The sequence below is a fragment of the Companilactobacillus bobalius genome (genome assembly GCF_009764355.1).
This window is the reverse complement of record NZ_LNUA01000060.1, coordinates 89,106-104,673: the sequence shown is the minus strand read 5'-3', so window position 1 is coordinate 104,673 and position 15,568 is coordinate 89,106. Positions and strand designations below refer to the sequence as shown.

16 protein-coding genes and 1 pseudogene are annotated in these 15,568 nt (G+C 34.2%); 10 read left to right on the top strand and 7 right to left on the bottom strand.

The features are described from left to right. The first annotated feature begins 1 nt into the window (after position 1). Together ATN92_RS14035 and ATN92_RS14030 are read left to right on the top strand one after the other, a co-directional pair. Complete coding sequence (locus ATN92_RS14035) at positions 2 to 2,431, top strand: AAA family ATPase (protein ID WP_056951429.1); 2,430 nt, start codon at positions 2 to 4, stop codon at positions 2,429 to 2,431. Next, positions 2,431 to 3,369 (top strand): 3'-5' exoribonuclease YhaM family protein, encoded by a 939-nt coding sequence (locus ATN92_RS14030; RefSeq protein ID WP_173585299.1) that lies wholly within the window; start codon positions 2,431 to 2,433, stop codon positions 3,367 to 3,369. The genes ATN92_RS14035 and ATN92_RS14030 overlap by 1 nt, the downstream gene beginning before the upstream one ends. A 65-nt stretch (positions 3,370 to 3,434) precedes the next feature. Here ATN92_RS14030 and ATN92_RS18900 read toward each other — a convergent pair whose 3' ends face one another. From ATN92_RS18900 to ATN92_RS14010, 6 genes and pseudogenes are all read right to left on the bottom strand, one after another. Further along, positions 3,435 to 3,653 (bottom strand): hypothetical protein, encoded by a 219-nt coding sequence (locus tag ATN92_RS18900; protein ID WP_234032606.1) that lies wholly within the window; start codon positions 3,651 to 3,653, stop codon positions 3,435 to 3,437. Then, a pseudogene (locus ATN92_RS19680) lies at positions 3,654 to 3,824 on the bottom strand (bis(5'-nucleosyl)-tetraphosphatase (symmetrical) YqeK); the annotation flags it as partial. It abuts the gene before it with no gap. Continuing rightward, on the bottom strand, positions 3,811 to 4,029 hold the full coding sequence (locus ATN92_RS18895; protein ID WP_056951424.1) for a hypothetical protein: 219 nt from the start codon (positions 4,027 to 4,029) through the stop codon (positions 3,811 to 3,813). The pseudogene ATN92_RS19680 and the gene ATN92_RS18895, both read right to left, overlap by 14 nt. A 57-nt stretch (positions 4,030 to 4,086) precedes the next feature. Continuing rightward, positions 4,087 to 4,995 carry a peptidylprolyl isomerase PrsA gene (locus ATN92_RS14020; protein WP_056951422.1) on the bottom strand — a complete coding sequence of 303 codons (909 nt, stop codon included), beginning with the start codon at positions 4,993 to 4,995 and terminating at the stop codon, positions 4,087 to 4,089. A 111-nt stretch (positions 4,996 to 5,106) separates the two neighbouring features. Beyond that, the gene (locus ATN92_RS14015; RefSeq protein WP_056951420.1) at positions 5,107 to 5,400 is read right to left on the bottom strand and encodes a hypothetical protein; all 294 of its coding nucleotides are present in this window, start codon (positions 5,398 to 5,400) and stop codon (positions 5,107 to 5,109) included. A 1-nt stretch (position 5,401) separates the two neighbouring features. Then, positions 5,402 to 5,830, bottom strand: coding sequence for an HIT family protein (locus tag ATN92_RS14010; protein ID WP_056951418.1), 429 nt, complete (start codon positions 5,828 to 5,830; stop codon positions 5,402 to 5,404). Between the two features lie 89 nt (positions 5,831 to 5,919). Between ATN92_RS14010 and ATN92_RS14005 the strand changes: the two genes are divergently transcribed. The 3 genes from ATN92_RS14005 to trmB are packed head-to-tail and all read left to right on the top strand — an operon-like array spanning position 5,920 to position 8,535. Beyond that, positions 5,920 to 6,654 carry an ABC transporter ATP-binding protein gene (locus ATN92_RS14005; protein WP_056951416.1) on the top strand — a complete coding sequence of 245 codons (735 nt, stop codon included), beginning with the start codon at positions 5,920 to 5,922 and terminating at the stop codon, positions 6,652 to 6,654. Next, the gene (locus tag ATN92_RS14000) at positions 6,654 to 7,871 is read left to right on the top strand and encodes an ABC transporter permease (protein ID WP_056951413.1); all 1,218 of its coding nucleotides are present in this window, start codon (positions 6,654 to 6,656) and stop codon (positions 7,869 to 7,871) included. The genes ATN92_RS14005 and ATN92_RS14000 overlap by 1 nt, the downstream gene beginning before the upstream one ends. Before the next feature lie 16 nt (positions 7,872 to 7,887). Then, positions 7,888 to 8,535: a tRNA (guanosine(46)-N7)-methyltransferase TrmB gene (trmB, locus tag ATN92_RS13995; protein WP_056951411.1), complete on the top strand. Its 648-nt coding sequence runs from the start codon at positions 7,888 to 7,890 to the stop codon at positions 8,533 to 8,535. A gap of 10 nt (positions 8,536 to 8,545) precedes the next feature. Here the strand turns inward: trmB and ATN92_RS13990 are convergent, their stop codons facing one another. Beyond that, a complete protein-coding gene (locus ATN92_RS13990; protein WP_056951409.1) occupies positions 8,546 to 8,860 on the bottom strand; it encodes a hypothetical protein in 315 nt (104 codons plus the stop codon). 127 nt (positions 8,861 to 8,987) lie between these two features. Here ATN92_RS13990 and ATN92_RS13985 point away from each other — a divergent pair, with 127 nt between their 5' ends. The 5 genes from ATN92_RS13985 to polA all read left to right on the top strand — a co-directional run bounded on the left by ATN92_RS13985 (position 8,988) and on the right by polA (position 15,554). Beyond that, positions 8,988 to 9,314 carry a thioredoxin family protein gene (locus ATN92_RS13985; RefSeq protein ID WP_056951407.1) on the top strand — a complete coding sequence of 109 codons (327 nt, stop codon included), beginning with the start codon at positions 8,988 to 8,990 and terminating at the stop codon, positions 9,312 to 9,314. Positions 9,315 to 9,336: 22 nt separating this feature from the next. Further along, positions 9,337 to 9,972: a YtpR family tRNA-binding protein gene (gene ytpR, locus ATN92_RS13980; RefSeq protein ID WP_056951405.1), complete on the top strand. Its 636-nt coding sequence runs from the start codon at positions 9,337 to 9,339 to the stop codon at positions 9,970 to 9,972. Positions 9,973 to 9,980: 8 nt separating this feature from the next. Then, positions 9,981 to 11,312 (top strand): UDP-N-acetylmuramate--L-alanine ligase, encoded by a 1,332-nt coding sequence (gene murC / locus ATN92_RS13975; protein ID WP_056951403.1) that lies wholly within the window; start codon positions 9,981 to 9,983, stop codon positions 11,310 to 11,312. A 69-nt stretch (positions 11,313 to 11,381) separates the two neighbouring features. After that, positions 11,382 to 12,782, top strand: coding sequence for an MFS transporter (locus tag ATN92_RS13970; protein WP_234032605.1), 1,401 nt, complete (start codon positions 11,382 to 11,384; stop codon positions 12,780 to 12,782). A 114-nt stretch (positions 12,783 to 12,896) separates the two neighbouring features. Then, positions 12,897 to 15,554: a DNA polymerase I gene (gene polA / locus ATN92_RS13965; protein WP_056951399.1), complete on the top strand. Its 2,658-nt coding sequence runs from the start codon at positions 12,897 to 12,899 to the stop codon at positions 15,552 to 15,554. Positions 15,555 to 15,568: the final 14 nt, after the last annotated feature.

Sequence of the window (15,568 nt, the reverse complement as noted above, 5' to 3'; positions counted from 1 at the left end):
CGTGAAACTAGTTAAAGCAAAAATATATGGTTTTGGTAAATGGGTCGACCAGGAATTTGACTTTCAACAAGATTATCAAGTTATTTTTGGTTCCAATGAAGCCGGTAAAACGACCCTCTTAAATTTTATAAAAAGTATTCTCTTTGGCTTTGCATCAGCTAGAGGGGATAACAAGTATTTACAATATAAGCCTAAGACGAGCAGTCAATATGGTGGTGAATTAGTATTTAAAGCTGACGATAATAGTAGTTGGACTATTCGTAGAGTTGATGGTAAAGGTGATGGAGAATTGACCCTTTTCCATGATGAGCAACAAGTCCCTGAATCCATGTTAAAAGAAATTATCGGTAGTTTTACTAAAGATGATTTTGAACATACTCATGTTTTTGACGATAAAAACATTTTTTCCATTTATGGATTAGATGAGAATCAGTTAGAAACAGAGATCATGTCTGTTGGTGCTGTGGGAAGTAAAGAATGGTTAGCTACAGCCGATCAAATGACAATCTCAGCGGAGAATATCTATAAGCGTCGAGGTCAAAAACAACCTTTAATTGCTAAGCTCAAAGAACGTGATGACTTAATTGAGGAAAAAGCGGAGTTTGAAAACCAGCAAGTTGCTTATCAGAAGGTTAAGGATCAATCTAAGCAGACTCAAATTGAATTTGACAGTAATGCTGAATTATTGAAACAAGTTAGTGAACGGGAAAATTTCTTACGTAATTTAGATAAGAAGTGGGAACGCTTTGAAGAATTAGAGAAAAATAAACAACCAATTGGCAATAATGTTCAAATTAGTAATGAAGATTGGGAAAAATTCTTAACTGACAATCAAGAATTAAGCACATTGCAAGAGACGACAACAACAAATCGTGTGGCGCAATTGAATAATGTTGAAAAACAAATGTTAATCAATTATAGAGCTAATCAGAAACGTATGGATTACATTCGCAATCAGAAATTCGAATTACAAAACTTGCAGTTTCATCGCGATGATATGAAATCTAAATTGTTGAAAGTAGATACACAAGTTGATCAATTATTTCAAAATAATCCACAATTATCGGAAGATATGCGGCCATTATCAAGTGAAGAGTTGGACCAAATTAATCCGCAACAACATGTAAAGACCAACAGTTTACCATTGCTGATTTGTGGTATTGCTATAATTTTGGCTGTGGTGACAGGTAATCCGTTAAAAGTTATTTTTGCTATTTTAGCAATTGGCTGTGGTGGTTGGTACTTTTATCAAAGTCATAATCTTAAATCCACTCAAAATATGGTTAATTATGATTTTCTCAAACAAAAGGGTTATCAATCTCTAAATCGGGAAAGTATTGTTAATATTCAAAGTACAGTTATTCAGTTAGCCAATTATCGCTCGACTCAAACTAGTTTGAGCGATGGTATTAAAGCAATTGAAGTTGATTTAAATAAATGGCATGACATTTTGTTAGAGTTAAACATTTTAGATAAGTCATATAAAAATGATAATTATAATGAGCAGATCGAAAAGTACTTTACAAGATTGGATCAAATAAAGGCGCGAGCTGACTTGAATGAACAGAACCAGTCAGAAACTCAAGAAATTACTGATAATCGGAATCAACGTTTGCAGGAAATAAATGCAGAAATATCGCAAATCGTTGATAAGTATCAATTGGTAAGTGTAGAACGTTTTGTTCAAATGCATACGGCTCAAGTTAAGAATCAAAAAGTTATTAATCAAATTAAACAAGACAAGGCCTTTTTAGGTGATGACTTAAAACGATTACAACAATATTCCAATCATGATGAATTGATTAAAGAATTACAACAAGTGGTTATGAGAAAAGAAGCTTTGACTGATAAGAATAATGAGCTAAGTCGCCAAATTGGTTCATTGAAGGAACAGATGCAACAAGTTTTGGATAATACCCAATATCAACGAGTGGTTGATCAGTTGGCTCAGAACAAAGTTGATATCATTGAAAATTATGATGAATGGTTGTCTAAAACCTTAGCAAGTAAATGGATTCGAGAAATGTTAAATATTGCTACTGAGAATCGTTATCCTAAGATGATGCAAAAAGCTACACAGTACTTTGCTTTATTGACAAATAATAATTATGTTAAGATAGATTTTCACGATAATGATATTGCAGTTTTTAGCCAATCTAAAAACCGCTTTGATGTTCACGAATTATCACAGGCAACAACAGTTCAATTGTATATTTCTTTACGTTTGGCTTTTGTTACAGAGATAGCTGACCTAATTAAATTGCCAATTCTAATTGATGATGCATTTGTTGATTTTGATATCTCAAGAACAGAGAATGTTTTTGAATTGATTCAAAAAATTGCTAAAGATAACCAAGTAATTTATGTAACTGCCAATGAGCCTAGTTCGTTGCCACAGGATCATATCTTAAAATTGAAGGGGGAAGCCTAGTGAGTAAACATATTATTGATTTTAACAATGGAGAAACAATGAGTTTGGAAGTTATTATTAAACGTTCCGACTTTAGATTAGCCAAAAATGGCAAGAATTTTCTATCATTAGTTTTCGAAGATAAGTCAGGACAAATTCCTGGTAAGTATTGGGATGCTAGTGAAGATGATGCTAAGAAGTACCATATTGGTGCCATTGTTCAATTAGAAGGTCGTCGTGATTTGTATCAAGGGAAACCACAAGTTAACATTACTCGTCTAGGTCTTCTGGATGCTGATACTGTAGATATGTCGCAATTCGTCCAAACGGCACCTATGAAACGTGCTGATATGGAAAATGAATTTGAGGATGTCTTTTTACAAATTACTAATGGTGCCTGGAATAGAATCGTTAGGTATTTATTTAAAAAGTATCATGATCAATTCTTTACTAGTGCTGCCGCTAAGAGTAATCATCATGATTTTCAAGGTGGTTTAGCTTTTCACACTTTGAGTATGGTACGCATGGCAGAAAAAATTTCTGATCTCTATCCACAAATTAATCGAGCTCTATTGATAGCTGGAGCTTGCTTACATGATTTTGGCAAAATTATTGAATTAACAGGTAGCTTGGATATTGAATATACCTTTGAAGGCAATATGTTGGGTCATATTACTATTGTTGATGAAGAAATCGTCAAGGCGGCAACAGATCTTGACATTAGTCTTGAAAGTGAAGATATGATTCTTTTGAGACATATGATTTTGTCACATCATGGCTTGCTTGAATATGGATCACCTGAGCGTCCTAAGATATTGGAGGCTGAAGTTTTACATAATATAGATATGATGGATGCTTCTATCAATATGATTACTAAGGCTTTAGATAAAACTGAAGAAGGTAAGTTCTCTGAAAGAATCTTTGGATTAGATAATCGTTCATTTTATAAACATAGTTAGTAATAAAAAGCAGTACCAATTGAACAAGTCATATCTGTGACTGAATTCAATTGGTACTGCTTTTCTTATATGATTAGTTGTTTTTGAGCCGCCAATAGCCAAGGATGTATTATCAATGGATTGTGTGATAATAAATAATCAATATAAACTAACGCCGCTTTTCGTGGTGAATCCTGTAAGGCATTGTTTAAGTCCTTCAAATAAGGTGGGGTACCTGATTGGTCCCAAGCAATTTTATCAGCTAAAAAAATAATCAAATCAAAATTGTTAAAATTCTTTTTCAAAGTGGTGTGACATTCGATAGCATTCAAAATCAAAGGATCTTTAATTTGAAAACATTCTTGCGCAATATAGGCTGAGAGTTTCTGGTGTAATAGAAGAGGGACTTGGCGTTCCTCTTTTAAAATAGAAATGTGTAGTTTTTCAGAAATTGACAGACGTTTATTTTGGGGAATAAATGCGCTGACATCGTGCAGAAGTCCTGCCTGGTAAAGTTTGCTCAGAATGTTTTTTTGAAAGGCTGACAGCTTCTTTGGCGACCATCTGACCGTGATGGAAGGTAGATATGGTTTCAGTTTCTTGATAGAAGCGTTTGACGTTACTTATAAAACTTTGATTAGGTTCCAACTTAAAATTATCAATGTATTCAATGTAATCCATATTTTTCCTCAAAAAAAAAGAACTTTGGATGTTATATCCAGAGTTCTTTTCAATTAATTATTTTTTGCTTGATGTTGAAGATGATGATACGTAACCTGAAAGAACATCTTTCAAATCGCTATCCTTGATAGAAACATCAGCATTCTTCAATACCTTAGAAATAACTTTTTGCATTGTTGTTGAATCTTGTAGCCATGAAGCATAAATCTTAGATTTAAGTTCAGCTTCGTGATCCTTCATGTTACCCTTAGCAGGTTTCTTAAGAAGCTTGATAACACTGTAACCATAACTTGTCTTAACAGGTGTTGTTGTGTAATCACCGACTTTGTTTAGCTTGTATGCAGCTGTCTTAAAGTCTGAATCAATACTTGTTGTATCGTTATCAAAGGCTGCTAACTTACCACCTTTGTTCTTTGTAGCAGAATCTGTTGAGTATTCTTTAGCAAGCTTAGTGAAGTCGCCACCGTCTTGAAGTTTAGTAATAACTTCTTCAGCAGTTGATTTCTTAGCTACTAAGATATGAGCAACAGTAATCTTAGGTTGGTAATTCTTCCATTCTTTTTGAAGATCTTTGTTTGTAACTTTCTTGTTCTTCTTCAAAGCAACCCTTGTAAGAAGATTTGTACGAATATTCTTCTTGAATTGGGCAGTTGTCATACCGTTTTGTTGAAGAATTGAACTAAATGAAGAACCATATTGACTCTTGTATTTGTTGTATTCCTTGTCGACTTGTTTTGTTGATACGTCCTTACCATATTGATCCTCAAAGGCTTTTGTGATAATCATTGATTGAAGTGTTTGTTTACCTTGAGAAGAACTCTTCATTTCCTTGTAGTATTCTTCTTGGGTAATTCTTCCGCCCTTAAGTGTAGCAACAGTCTTGTTACTTGAACATCCAGCAGCAACTACAGTTATCATAAATAGACCAGCAAGCGCCAAGATCCATTTAGTTAATCGTTTATTCATCTTTACACATCCTTAATTAAATAAATATATCTACAGTTGAAAAGACTACCATAAAAACTCGTTAATAGTTTATCATTTTATGAAAAAATCACAAAAACTTCATAATTAACTTCAATCTTTGTTTAACTCGTCGAGGTTTGATTTCATTTCGGCGATAGATTCCTGAAGTTCTTCTACATCTGGTTTGATACTTTCTGAGTAGTTAGATAAATCTGCTTGAATACCGGAAACTACTTCTGGAACTACTGCAGCATTTTTCTGTAAGTCAGTTAATATATCCTTAAAATCTTTTATATTCTGAAATATCTTGGTATCATTGACACTAGATAGCGCATCTTTTGATTGGACAAAATGAAGTGCAACTCCAGAAATGGTACCAACTACGAATCCAGTAAGAAATTTCATTTTAATCCTCCAAGTTTTCCTTGATCTTGTCAGCACGAGTTTGTAATTCTTCAGCACTAGCTAGACCAGTGTTATCACCCCAGTGCATTGAAAAGGCATCGTCTTTAGAATAACGAGGAACTAAATGGATATGTGAGTGCATAACACTTTGGTAAGCAATCTCACCATTGTTTTGGCAGATATTCATACCAATGATCTTGGGATTTGATGCTTTGATAGCACGTGCAATCATAGGAACCTTCTTGAAAACACGTTCAGCCAAATCTTCGTCATAGGCAAAGATATCTTTAACATGTTTCTTAGGCACTACAAGAGTGTGGCCCGGTGTAACTTGTGAAATATCGAAGAATGCTAGTACATCATCATCTTCGTAGATTTTAGTACTAGGAATATCTCCGTTAATAATTTTGCAAAAAACACAATCATCCATGTAAAAAACTCCTTTCAAAAACAGCAATATATTTACTACAATGCTATCATATTAACATTATTAAAAACAGATAATAGGTGGTTTAATCCATGACTTTAGAAGTAAAAGAACTGACCGGAGGATACGGTCAAGTATCAGTTTTAAAAAAAGAGACCTTTAATGTTGAAAGTGGTCAAGTCGTTGGTTTAATTGGTTTAAATGGTGCCGGTAAATCAACAACAATCAAACACATTATCGGTTTGTTAACCCCACGAGGAGGACAAATCCTAATAGATGGTATCAGTCTGCATGATGATGTTGAAAAATATCGGAAGAAGATTGCATATGTTCCTGAAATGCCAATTTTATATCCTGAATTGACCTTAAGAGAGCATATTGATTTAACAATTATGGCGTATGGTTTGGATCATGATAAAACTTGGGCTAATGCAACTGAGTTATTAAAAACTTTCCGTTTGGATAACAAGTTGGATTGGTTCCCACAAAACTTCTCTAAAGGTATGAAACAGAAAGTTATGATTGTCTGTGCCTTTATGACTGATGCCAGTTTATTCATTATCGATGAACCTTTTACCGGTTTGGACCCATTGGCGGTCAACGATCTTTTGAATATTGTTGAAGCTAAAAAAAGGGCAGGATGTTCTGTTTTGATGTCAACACACGTCCTGGCAACCGTTCAAAATCATGCGGATAAATTTGTTTTGATCAACCATGGTCAAGTTAGAGCTGATGGAACGTTAGATCAACTCAAAGCTAAGTTCAATATGCAACAGGATAGTAATCTTGATGACATTTATATCAAGATGTCGCATGAGGATCTCTAATGACAAACTTATGGCAAGAAAGGTTGAGAAGACATCAACTCGATCAATTTAAATATTTAAGACTTATTTTTAATGATAATTTTGTCCTTGCATTTATTGTCTTGATAGGTGCTTTAGGATTTTGGTATTCTAATCTTTTGGGAACAATTCACCATCAACTAGTCATAGGCAAACCAATCGTTATCCTATTGTTATTTTTAGCAACGCAAGTGGGTGGAATTGCTACTTTATTGGAAGAGCCAGATAGTACATTTTTACTAGTTAAGGAAAAAGAATTTTATAAGTATTTCAAGGCTGCTAAAAATTATAGTGTTTTTATTCCAATCGTAACTTTAGCTTTAGTTAACTTTTTATTGTCAGCTTTTGCTTCAAGGGCAGCAGGAATGAAAATCATTGATATTGTTTTGATTGCAATTGGTCTAATTGTTTTCAAATTAGGATCTTTAAACGTCAATTTAATGGCGTTATACGGTCAAGATCATTTTGGCAGTTTGAACATGCGTCTAGTTTCAAATGTTCTTTTAGTTATTTCTTTGATTGCTTCAACTTATTTCTTAAGTGCTGTTATGGTAATTGTTGGGGTGATTTATTACTTATTCTTGAACATGCGCGTAAAGCCTTTGGAAACAAGTGGACAATTACAGTGGAAATATGCAATTGAAACTGAGAATCAACGAATGTTTCGCATCAAACGTTTTTACAACTTATTTACAGATGTACCTGGAGTTAATAGTAAAATTAAGCGTCGTAAGTGGTTAGATGGACTCTTTAACTTTATTAAGCCAAGGAGTTCTAATACTTATTTGTATTTGTTTGCACGTGGTTTTGTTAGAAATAATGAGTATATCGGTCTTTTCTTGCGTTTGACAATTATTCAAGCGATTATGCTTTGTTTGATCGATAATTTCTATATCTCTTTGATTGTTGAAATGTTATTCATCTATCTAGTTGGATTCCAGTTAAAACCATATTTCAAAGAGGTTATGCAGAACTTAATGCAACGTTTGTATCCAGTAAGTAGTAAAGATAAGATTGCTTCTTTTACAAAATTAAGTACAATAATTTTAAGCATTCAATGGATCGTCAGTGCTTTAGCTATTATTTATAAGTTTGGATTGAGTATGAATGGACTTATAATTATTGTTGCTGGAGCTTTGGTACTAGTATTTGTAAATTATTTCTATATGCCAAGACAACTGAAAAAATATTTAAATTAATGGAGAATTTTGATTTATGCGATTAAGAAACAAACCTTGGGCCAAGGATATGATTAATGACAATCTTGACCTTATTGCTGTGCAACCAGAAAATATGCCTGGAAAGTGGCAAGACCGTTTCGAAAAGAAACAGCCTTTGTTCATTGAAGTTGGTTCTGGAAAGGGTAAATTCATAACTGAATTGGCTCAACAGAATCCACAAAATAATTATATTGCAATGGAAGTACAAGAAGGTGCCATTGCTTTGGTACTAAAAAAGCAAGTTGAGTTAAAATTACCCAACTTGCAACTATTATTAGCTAATGGTGCTGATTTATCAGATTTATTTGCTGAAAATGAGGTTGACGGTGTTTATTTAAACTTTTCTGATCCATGGCCCAAGACACGTCATGAAAAGCGCCGTTTGACTTACAAATCTTTCTTGAAACAATATCAGTATATTTTGAAAGATGATGGTTATCTACAATTCAAGACTGATAATCAAGGATTATTCGAATACTCATTAGTTAGCATGAATAACTTTGGCATGAAATTTGACGAACTTTCATTAGACCTACATAATGATGAAGTTCTAAATGCTAAGAATATCGAAACTGAGTATGAAGAAAAGTTCTCAAAAAAAGGCTTCAGGATTAATTACCTGAAAGCCCAATTTGAAAATTAATTATCGATTATTATTGTACTTTTTTAATATTAAGTAACTCACCAGTAATGGCGTCGGCAATGAAGTGATATTGGGCAACGTCAAATTCGTCCATGGTTGTAACACCACCAACGATTCCCCATGTGGAATGACCATTTACGTCAACACGTTGGTAAAAGGGTTCTACCCATGAACCGATTACTTTGCTATCTTCGCCCAAGACGGACTTAACTTTATCAATTATTTTTTCGCTATCTAGATGGTGTTTTACTAAAACTGTAGCAGCTGTTCCAGCTACAAGTACAGAACCAGCAACGATTAGTGAACCGATACCTTTTTTACTCATAAAAAATCACTCCTTGATTTCGATTTAATGATATATTACCACTATTATATATCATTCGAATGCTCAAGAACATTTAATTGACCGTTTAATAAATAAAAAGTATCTTATTGACAGAGGTGAATTAGTTATGAAAACAATTGAAGACTATAACGTAAAAGACTGGCACGAAGCTACTAAAGAAGGAAAATATGTTCTATTTTTCCACGCTGATTGGTGCCCAGATTGCAAATTTATCGAACCAAAACTTCCAGAACTAGAAGAAGAATATTCAGACTTTACTTGGATCAGCTTTAACCGTGATAATAACATGGAAGTTGCTCAAGAATTGGAAATTATGGGTATTCCTAGCTTTGTTGTTATTGAAAATGGTAAAGAAATTGGTAGACTAGTAAATAAAGATCGCAAAACTAAAGAAGAAGTTGAGACCTTTATTAACAGTGTAATTAACAAATAATTAATCAAGTGAGGGGAAAAACTTGCTATTAAGCTTTTATAATCCAGATGTTTTAGGGGATGTTCTTATTGTTGAGCTAGCTAATGATGCTGGTATCACTCAAGAAACTGCCCAAAAAGATAATGTTGTACGTATTTTTAATGAAGAAAATGATGAAGCCATTGGTTTTAATTTCTTTGGCCTCGGAGAAAAGTTAGGAATTCAAAATGACTCCGGTCAATTATTCCTAGATGATGAACAAGTTAACGTTCTAAATGACGCACTTGCTCAAGCAGGTTTTTCTGATAAGTTAGTAGCAGATAAGAGTCCTAAGTTCGTAATCGGACATGTTGATGAAATGAAAGCTCATCCTGACTCAGATCATTTGCATATTACACAAACTGATGTGGGCTTGGATAAGCCTGTTCAAATCGTTTGTGGTGCACCAAATGTAGATCAAGGGCAATTAGTCGTAGTTGCATTACCAGGTGCAGTTATGCCTACCGGAAAAGAAATTTGGCCCGGTGAATTGCGTGGAGTAGATAGCTTTGGAATGATTTGCTCAGCTAGAGAATTGGGTATTCCAAATGCACCACAAAAACGTGGTATTCTAGTACTTGATCATGGTACAGCTGGTCAAGCATTTGATTTTGAAGAAGCAAAGAAATTGTTCAATTAGGAGCTATTATGGAAAAGACAGTTTATCATTTTGTTGGAATTAAAGGAACAGGAATGAGTGCTTTAGCACTTATCTTGAAAGATTTAGGATACGAAGTTCAAGGATCAGATATTGATAAATATACATTTACACAACGTGGTCTTGAACAAGCTGGAATTAAAATTTTACCTTTCGATGAAAATAACATTCACGAAGGTTTAACGATCGTTAAGGGAAACGCTTTTAGCAATGATCAAGTAGAAATTAAAAAAGCTAATGATATGCATTTAAAAGTAGTTACATATCCTGAATTAGTTGGTACATTAGTTTCTGACTATACTTCAATTGGTATTGCCGGATCACATGGTAAAACAAGTACAACTGGCCTTTTGGCACATACTTTAAGTGGTATTGCTAAGACTTCATACTTGATCGGTGATGGTACTGGTAAAGGTATCAAAGATGCTAAATTCTTCGTCTTTGAAGCCGATGAATATCGTCGTCATTTCTTGGCATATTCACCAGATTACTTAATCATCACAAATATTGATTTTGATCATCCTGATTACTTTTTTGGTGGAATCAATGACGTTGTTGATGCCTTTGAATCAGAAGCTAGAAAGACTAAGAAGGGTATCTTCATCTGGGGTGAAGATAAACATGCTAAGTCAATCAAAGCTGACACACCAATCTATACTTACGGATTAGATGAATCAGATTACATTCGTGCTACAAACATTCAACGTACTGTCAAAGGATCATCATTTGATGTTTCTATTGATGGTGAGAACATTGGTAACTTCCAAGTTCCATTGTTTGGTGAACACAATGTCTTGAACTCATTGGCCGTTATTGGTGTAGGTCATATGGAAAAACTTGATCATGCCTTGATCAATCGTGAGCTACAAACATTTAGTGGTGTTAAGAGACGCTTTAGTGAAAAGAAAGTGGCAGACCAAGTTATCATCGATGACTATGCTCACCATCCACAGGAAATTAAAGCTACAATTGATGCTGCTAGACAAAAGTATCCTGACAAGAAGATTGTTGCTGTCTTCCAACCACATACTTATACAAGAACATTAGCTTTAATGGATGACTTTGCTAAGTCATTGGATATGGCTGATGAAGTTTACTTGACTAACATCTTTGGTTCCATTCGTGAAGCCCATGGTGATATTACAAGTAAGGATCTTGGCGACAAGATTCATAAGGGTGGTAAAGTTCTAACACTTGATAACATGTCTCCATTATTGGAATACCATAATACAGTTATGATATTCATGGGTGCTGGGGATGTTCAAAAGTATGAAACAGCTTATGAACAACTATTGAGTACTTTAAATCCTAATCAACAATAATATTTAAATTAACAAAGGCTATGACAGAGCATATTGTCATGGTCTTTTTTTATGAAAAGAGGTAAAAACGTGAAAGATGTTGTTTCTACAAGAGTTAAGTTATCAATTTTCGCAGTTGGTTTATTGTCGTTTACAGGTATTTTGATTGAAACCTCGATGAATGTTACCTTTCCCACATTGACCAAAGTGTTGAATGTCAGTCTAGGAACCGTTCAGTGGTTAACAACAGGGTATTTGTTGTTGACGACGGTAGTAATGAGTACAACGGCCTATATTTTGAAAAAATTTAATCCAAGAAGGATTTTTGTATTTGCGGCGACGCTTTGTTTAATAGGCTCGATTATTTGTATGGCAGCGCCTAATTTTCCAATTCTGATGTCAGGACGTCTTTTACAGGCGGTAGCAACAGGATTGTCGACACCATTGATGTTCAATTTGATTTTCCTAGAAGTACCACAGTCAAAATTGGGTCTCTATACTGGTCTAGCTGGGGTAGTTATTTCTTTGGCTCCAGCTTTAGGGCCAATGTATGGTGGAATTATCAATCGTGTCTGGACGTGGCGTGAAATCTTTGTTGGTGTGATTCCATTGATTGTCATCTTATTTTTGATAGGTTATTTTTCAATACAAGGGAAGGCTCCCGGAACTAAGGGAATTTCATTTGATTACGGTAGTGTTATTGGTTTAGCCATCATTTTTTCAATGATTTTATTTACTTTCGATCAGGCCGGAGTACACGGTTGGACATCTCTAAACTTTATAGGATGGCTGATAATTTCAATTGCTGTTATCGGAATTTTTAGTTGGTATAATCGTCGAAGCAGTCGTCAACTAATTGATTTTTCGATTTTAAAATTACCAGTTTTGAGACTCAGATTATTCAGTTATTTTAGTTTGCAATTCATTAATATTGGTTTGTCATTTGTATTACCCATTTTTGCACAAACGGCTTTGAAAGTAGATTCAGCCCAAGCTGGTTTAATGTTGTTACCAGGTTCTCTTTTAGGGGCCGTTGTTGGTCCATTTGCAGGCTATTTGTATGATAAGAAAGGTGCTTTGATACCACTGTTATTCAGTGGCAGTTTGATAACGATTGGTTCAGCACTGTTTTGGTTCAAGAGTGAAAGTTTAACTTTAACCAGTATTACTTTAATCTATCTTATTTTAAGAATTGGATTTAACTTCGGTTTTGGTACTTCACTATCAGATGGTAGTATGCAGGTCCAAGGTCCTAAGAAGTCAGATCAAAATTCATTATTTAGCATGATGCAACAATATGCCGGTTCATTAGGAACCAATGTTTTATCAGTTGTGATTTCAGCAGCTGCTCTAACTAGTGGTACAAAAAATACAGTTTATAATACAATTTTAGGAACAAAAATTGACTTTATTGTTTTAACTGTTTTATCATTATCGGTACTGATATCAGTGATTTATGTCTATTTTAGATATGAAAAGAAGAATAACTAAGTAAAAGCCTTGATTGGATTGTAATCTGGGCTTTTTTAGTTGTTCGGAAACTGTTACAACAGGTTGGTATTTGTTAAAATAGAGATAGTTAATTTCAGTTTTATTGGAGAATATATGTCAAAAAATAAAAAGTTACTTTTAATAGATGGAAATAGTGTTTCGTTTAGAGCCTTCTTCGCAATGCATAATGTTTTAGATAAATTTGTCAACGGTGAGGGAATACATACTAATGCTTTGTATGCTTTCAACAATATGTTGGAAATTATTCTAAAAGATGAAAAACCAACACACGCGCTAGTAGCGTTTGATGCTGGGAAAACTACTTTTAGAACGAAAATGTTTGATGAATACAAAGGTACTCGTGCTAAAACACCCCAAGAATTGATGGAACAATTACCGTTGATTCAAGAGATGCTTAATTATCGTGGTATCAAAACTTATGAATTGCCGGATTATGAGGCCGATGACATTATTGGAACTATGTCTCACAAAGCTGAAAAAGATGGCATGGATGTCACTATTATTACTGGTGACCGTGATTTAACACAATTAGCCACTGATAAAGTGACTGTAAAAGTTAATGTAAAGGGTGTGACTGAAACTGAAAGTTACACACCTGAACACGTTCAAGAGAAATTGGGTATTACACCTAATCAAATTATTGATATGAAAGGCTTGATGGGTGACAACTCTGATCATTATCCTGGTGTTGAAAAAGTTGGTGAGAAGACAGCTATCAAGTTGATTAATGAATATGGCAGTGTTGAAGGTATTTACGATCACGTTGATGAAATGAAGAAGAGCAAGTTAAAAGAACATTTGATCAATGATAAAGATAAAGCTTTCTTGAGTAAGAAATTAGCCACGATTGATTTGGATGCGCCCGTGGAAATTAAATTGAGTGATTTGGAATATCATGGTGACGATGAAGAACAATTGATGCAATTTTATCAAAAGATGAATTTCAAAACGTTCTTAAGTCGAATGGATGTACCCCAAGAGAATACTGCCGAGGATTTAGCTGACATAGCTGTGAAGCCTTTGGATGATGATGCTATTAAAACAATTGTTAGTGATTCTAAAGCTCACACGTTGATTGTTGAAGGTTTTGGTGAAAATTATCATACAGCGCCAATTATTGGTATATTGATTTCTGATGGCAAAGATTTCTATGGGACAACCGACTTTGCTATTTTAGAGAATGAATCTTTGAAGAATTGGTTAGCTGATAAGACAAAAGAAAAGTATTTATTTGATAATAAGCGCACAATTGCTTTGCTACATCGTTATGGTTGTGATTTAGCCGGAATCAGTTTTGATATGTTATTGGTATCTTATTTGTTAGATTCAAATGATAACAAGCAGGATATTGGTCTAGTGGCTAAGAATTACAATGTTAATTTACCAACTGAAGAAGAATTTTACGGTAAAGGCGTTAAAAAAGCTGTTTCTGAAGATGAAAAACTCTTATTGAATTTCTTAGCCCAAAAGGCTCAAGTTATCGATAATTTGAAAGCTCAAATGTTGAAAGAATTAAAAGACAATGATCAGGATAGTCTCTATGATGAGATTGAATTACCATTGTCGATTGTTTTGGCTGAAATGGAGATTAAGGGAATTACAGTTGAAGTTTCCAAATTAAAGGAAATGGAAAATAGTTTTGCTACACGTTTAGCTGAAATTGAAAAGGCAATTTATGAAGAAGCTGGTAAAGAGTTTAATATCAATTCTCCAAAACAATTAGGCGTTGTCCTATTTGAAGATTTGAAATTGCCAGTAATTAAGAAGACTAAGACTGGTTATTCCACTTCAGTTGATGTTTTGGAAAAATTGAAGGATAAGTCACCAGTAGTACAGAAAGTATTGGATTATCGTCAGATTTCTAAGATCCAGTCGACATATGTTGTTGGTTTACAGAAATTTGTTCAGCCGGATAATAAGATTCATACTATTTATCTACAAACGTTGACTCAAACAGGTCGTCTATCATCAATTGAACCTAATTTGCAAAATATTCCTATTCGTATTGATGAGGGAAAACAAATTCGGAAGGCCTTTGTACCACAACATAAAGATTGGGAAATCTTTTCAGCCGATTATTCACAAGTTGAATTACGTGTGTTAGCCCATATTTCTGGGGATGAACATATGCAAGAAGCTTTTAACGAAGATTACGATATTCATGCTCATACAGCAATGAGAATCTTTGGCTTGAATAGTACTGATGAAGTGACACCAAATATGCGTCGCCAAGCTAAAGCTACCAACTTTGGGATTGTTTATGGAATTAGTGATTACGGTTTATCACAGAATATCGGTATTAGTCGTAAACAGGCTGCTGCATTCATTGAATCTTACTTTGAACAGTATCCAGGGGTTAAGAAATATATGGATGATATTGTTAAATATGCCCGTGAAAATGGCTATGTTGAAACAATTATGCATCGTCGTCGTTATCTTCCAGATATTCATTCAAAGAACTTCAACGTTAGAAACTTTGCTCAACGAACAGCTATGAATACACCAATTCAAGGTAGTGCCGCTGATATTATCAAAGTTGCCATGATAAATATGCAAAAGATGTTAAAGAAAGAAAATTTACAAGCTAATTTGCTTTTACAAGTACATGATGAAATGATTTTTGAAGCCCCAGCTTCAGAAATTGCAACCTTAGAAAAACTAGTTCCGAGTGTTATGGATTCAGCGGTTAAACTTGATGTACCTTTGAAAGTTGAAACAGCTCATGGAAAAACTTGGTACGAAGCTAAATAATAGTAGGTGATAAA

Coding starts and splice junctions, on each gene's coding strand:
- murC (WP_056951403.1), top strand. CDS start 9,981: ATGGAAAAGACAGTTTATCATTTTGTTGGAATTAAAGGAACAGGAATG.
- ATN92_RS14020 (WP_056951422.1), bottom strand. CDS start 4,995: ATGAATAAACGATTAACTAAATGGATCTTGGCGCTTGCTGGTCTATTT.
- trmB (WP_056951411.1), top strand. CDS start 7,888: ATGCGATTAAGAAACAAACCTTGGGCCAAGGATATGATTAATGACAAT.
- ATN92_RS14000 (WP_056951413.1), top strand. CDS start 6,654: ATGACAAACTTATGGCAAGAAAGGTTGAGAAGACATCAACTCGATCAA.
- ATN92_RS14010 (WP_056951418.1), bottom strand. CDS start 5,830: ATGGATGATTGTGTTTTTTGCAAAATTATTAACGGAGATATTCCTAGT.
- ATN92_RS14005 (WP_056951416.1), top strand. CDS start 5,920: ATGACTTTAGAAGTAAAAGAACTGACCGGAGGATACGGTCAAGTATCA.
- polA (WP_056951399.1), top strand. CDS start 12,897: ATGTCAAAAAATAAAAAGTTACTTTTAATAGATGGAAATAGTGTTTCG.
- ATN92_RS18895 (WP_056951424.1), bottom strand. CDS start 4,029: ATGGATTACATTGAATACATTGATAATTTTAAGTTGGAACCTAATCAA.
- ATN92_RS14015 (WP_056951420.1), bottom strand. CDS start 5,400: ATGAAATTTCTTACTGGATTCGTAGTTGGTACCATTTCTGGAGTTGCA.
- ATN92_RS13990 (WP_056951409.1), bottom strand. CDS start 8,860: ATGAGTAAAAAAGGTATCGGTTCACTAATCGTTGCTGGTTCTGTACTT.
- ATN92_RS13985 (WP_056951407.1), top strand. CDS start 8,988: ATGAAAACAATTGAAGACTATAACGTAAAAGACTGGCACGAAGCTACT.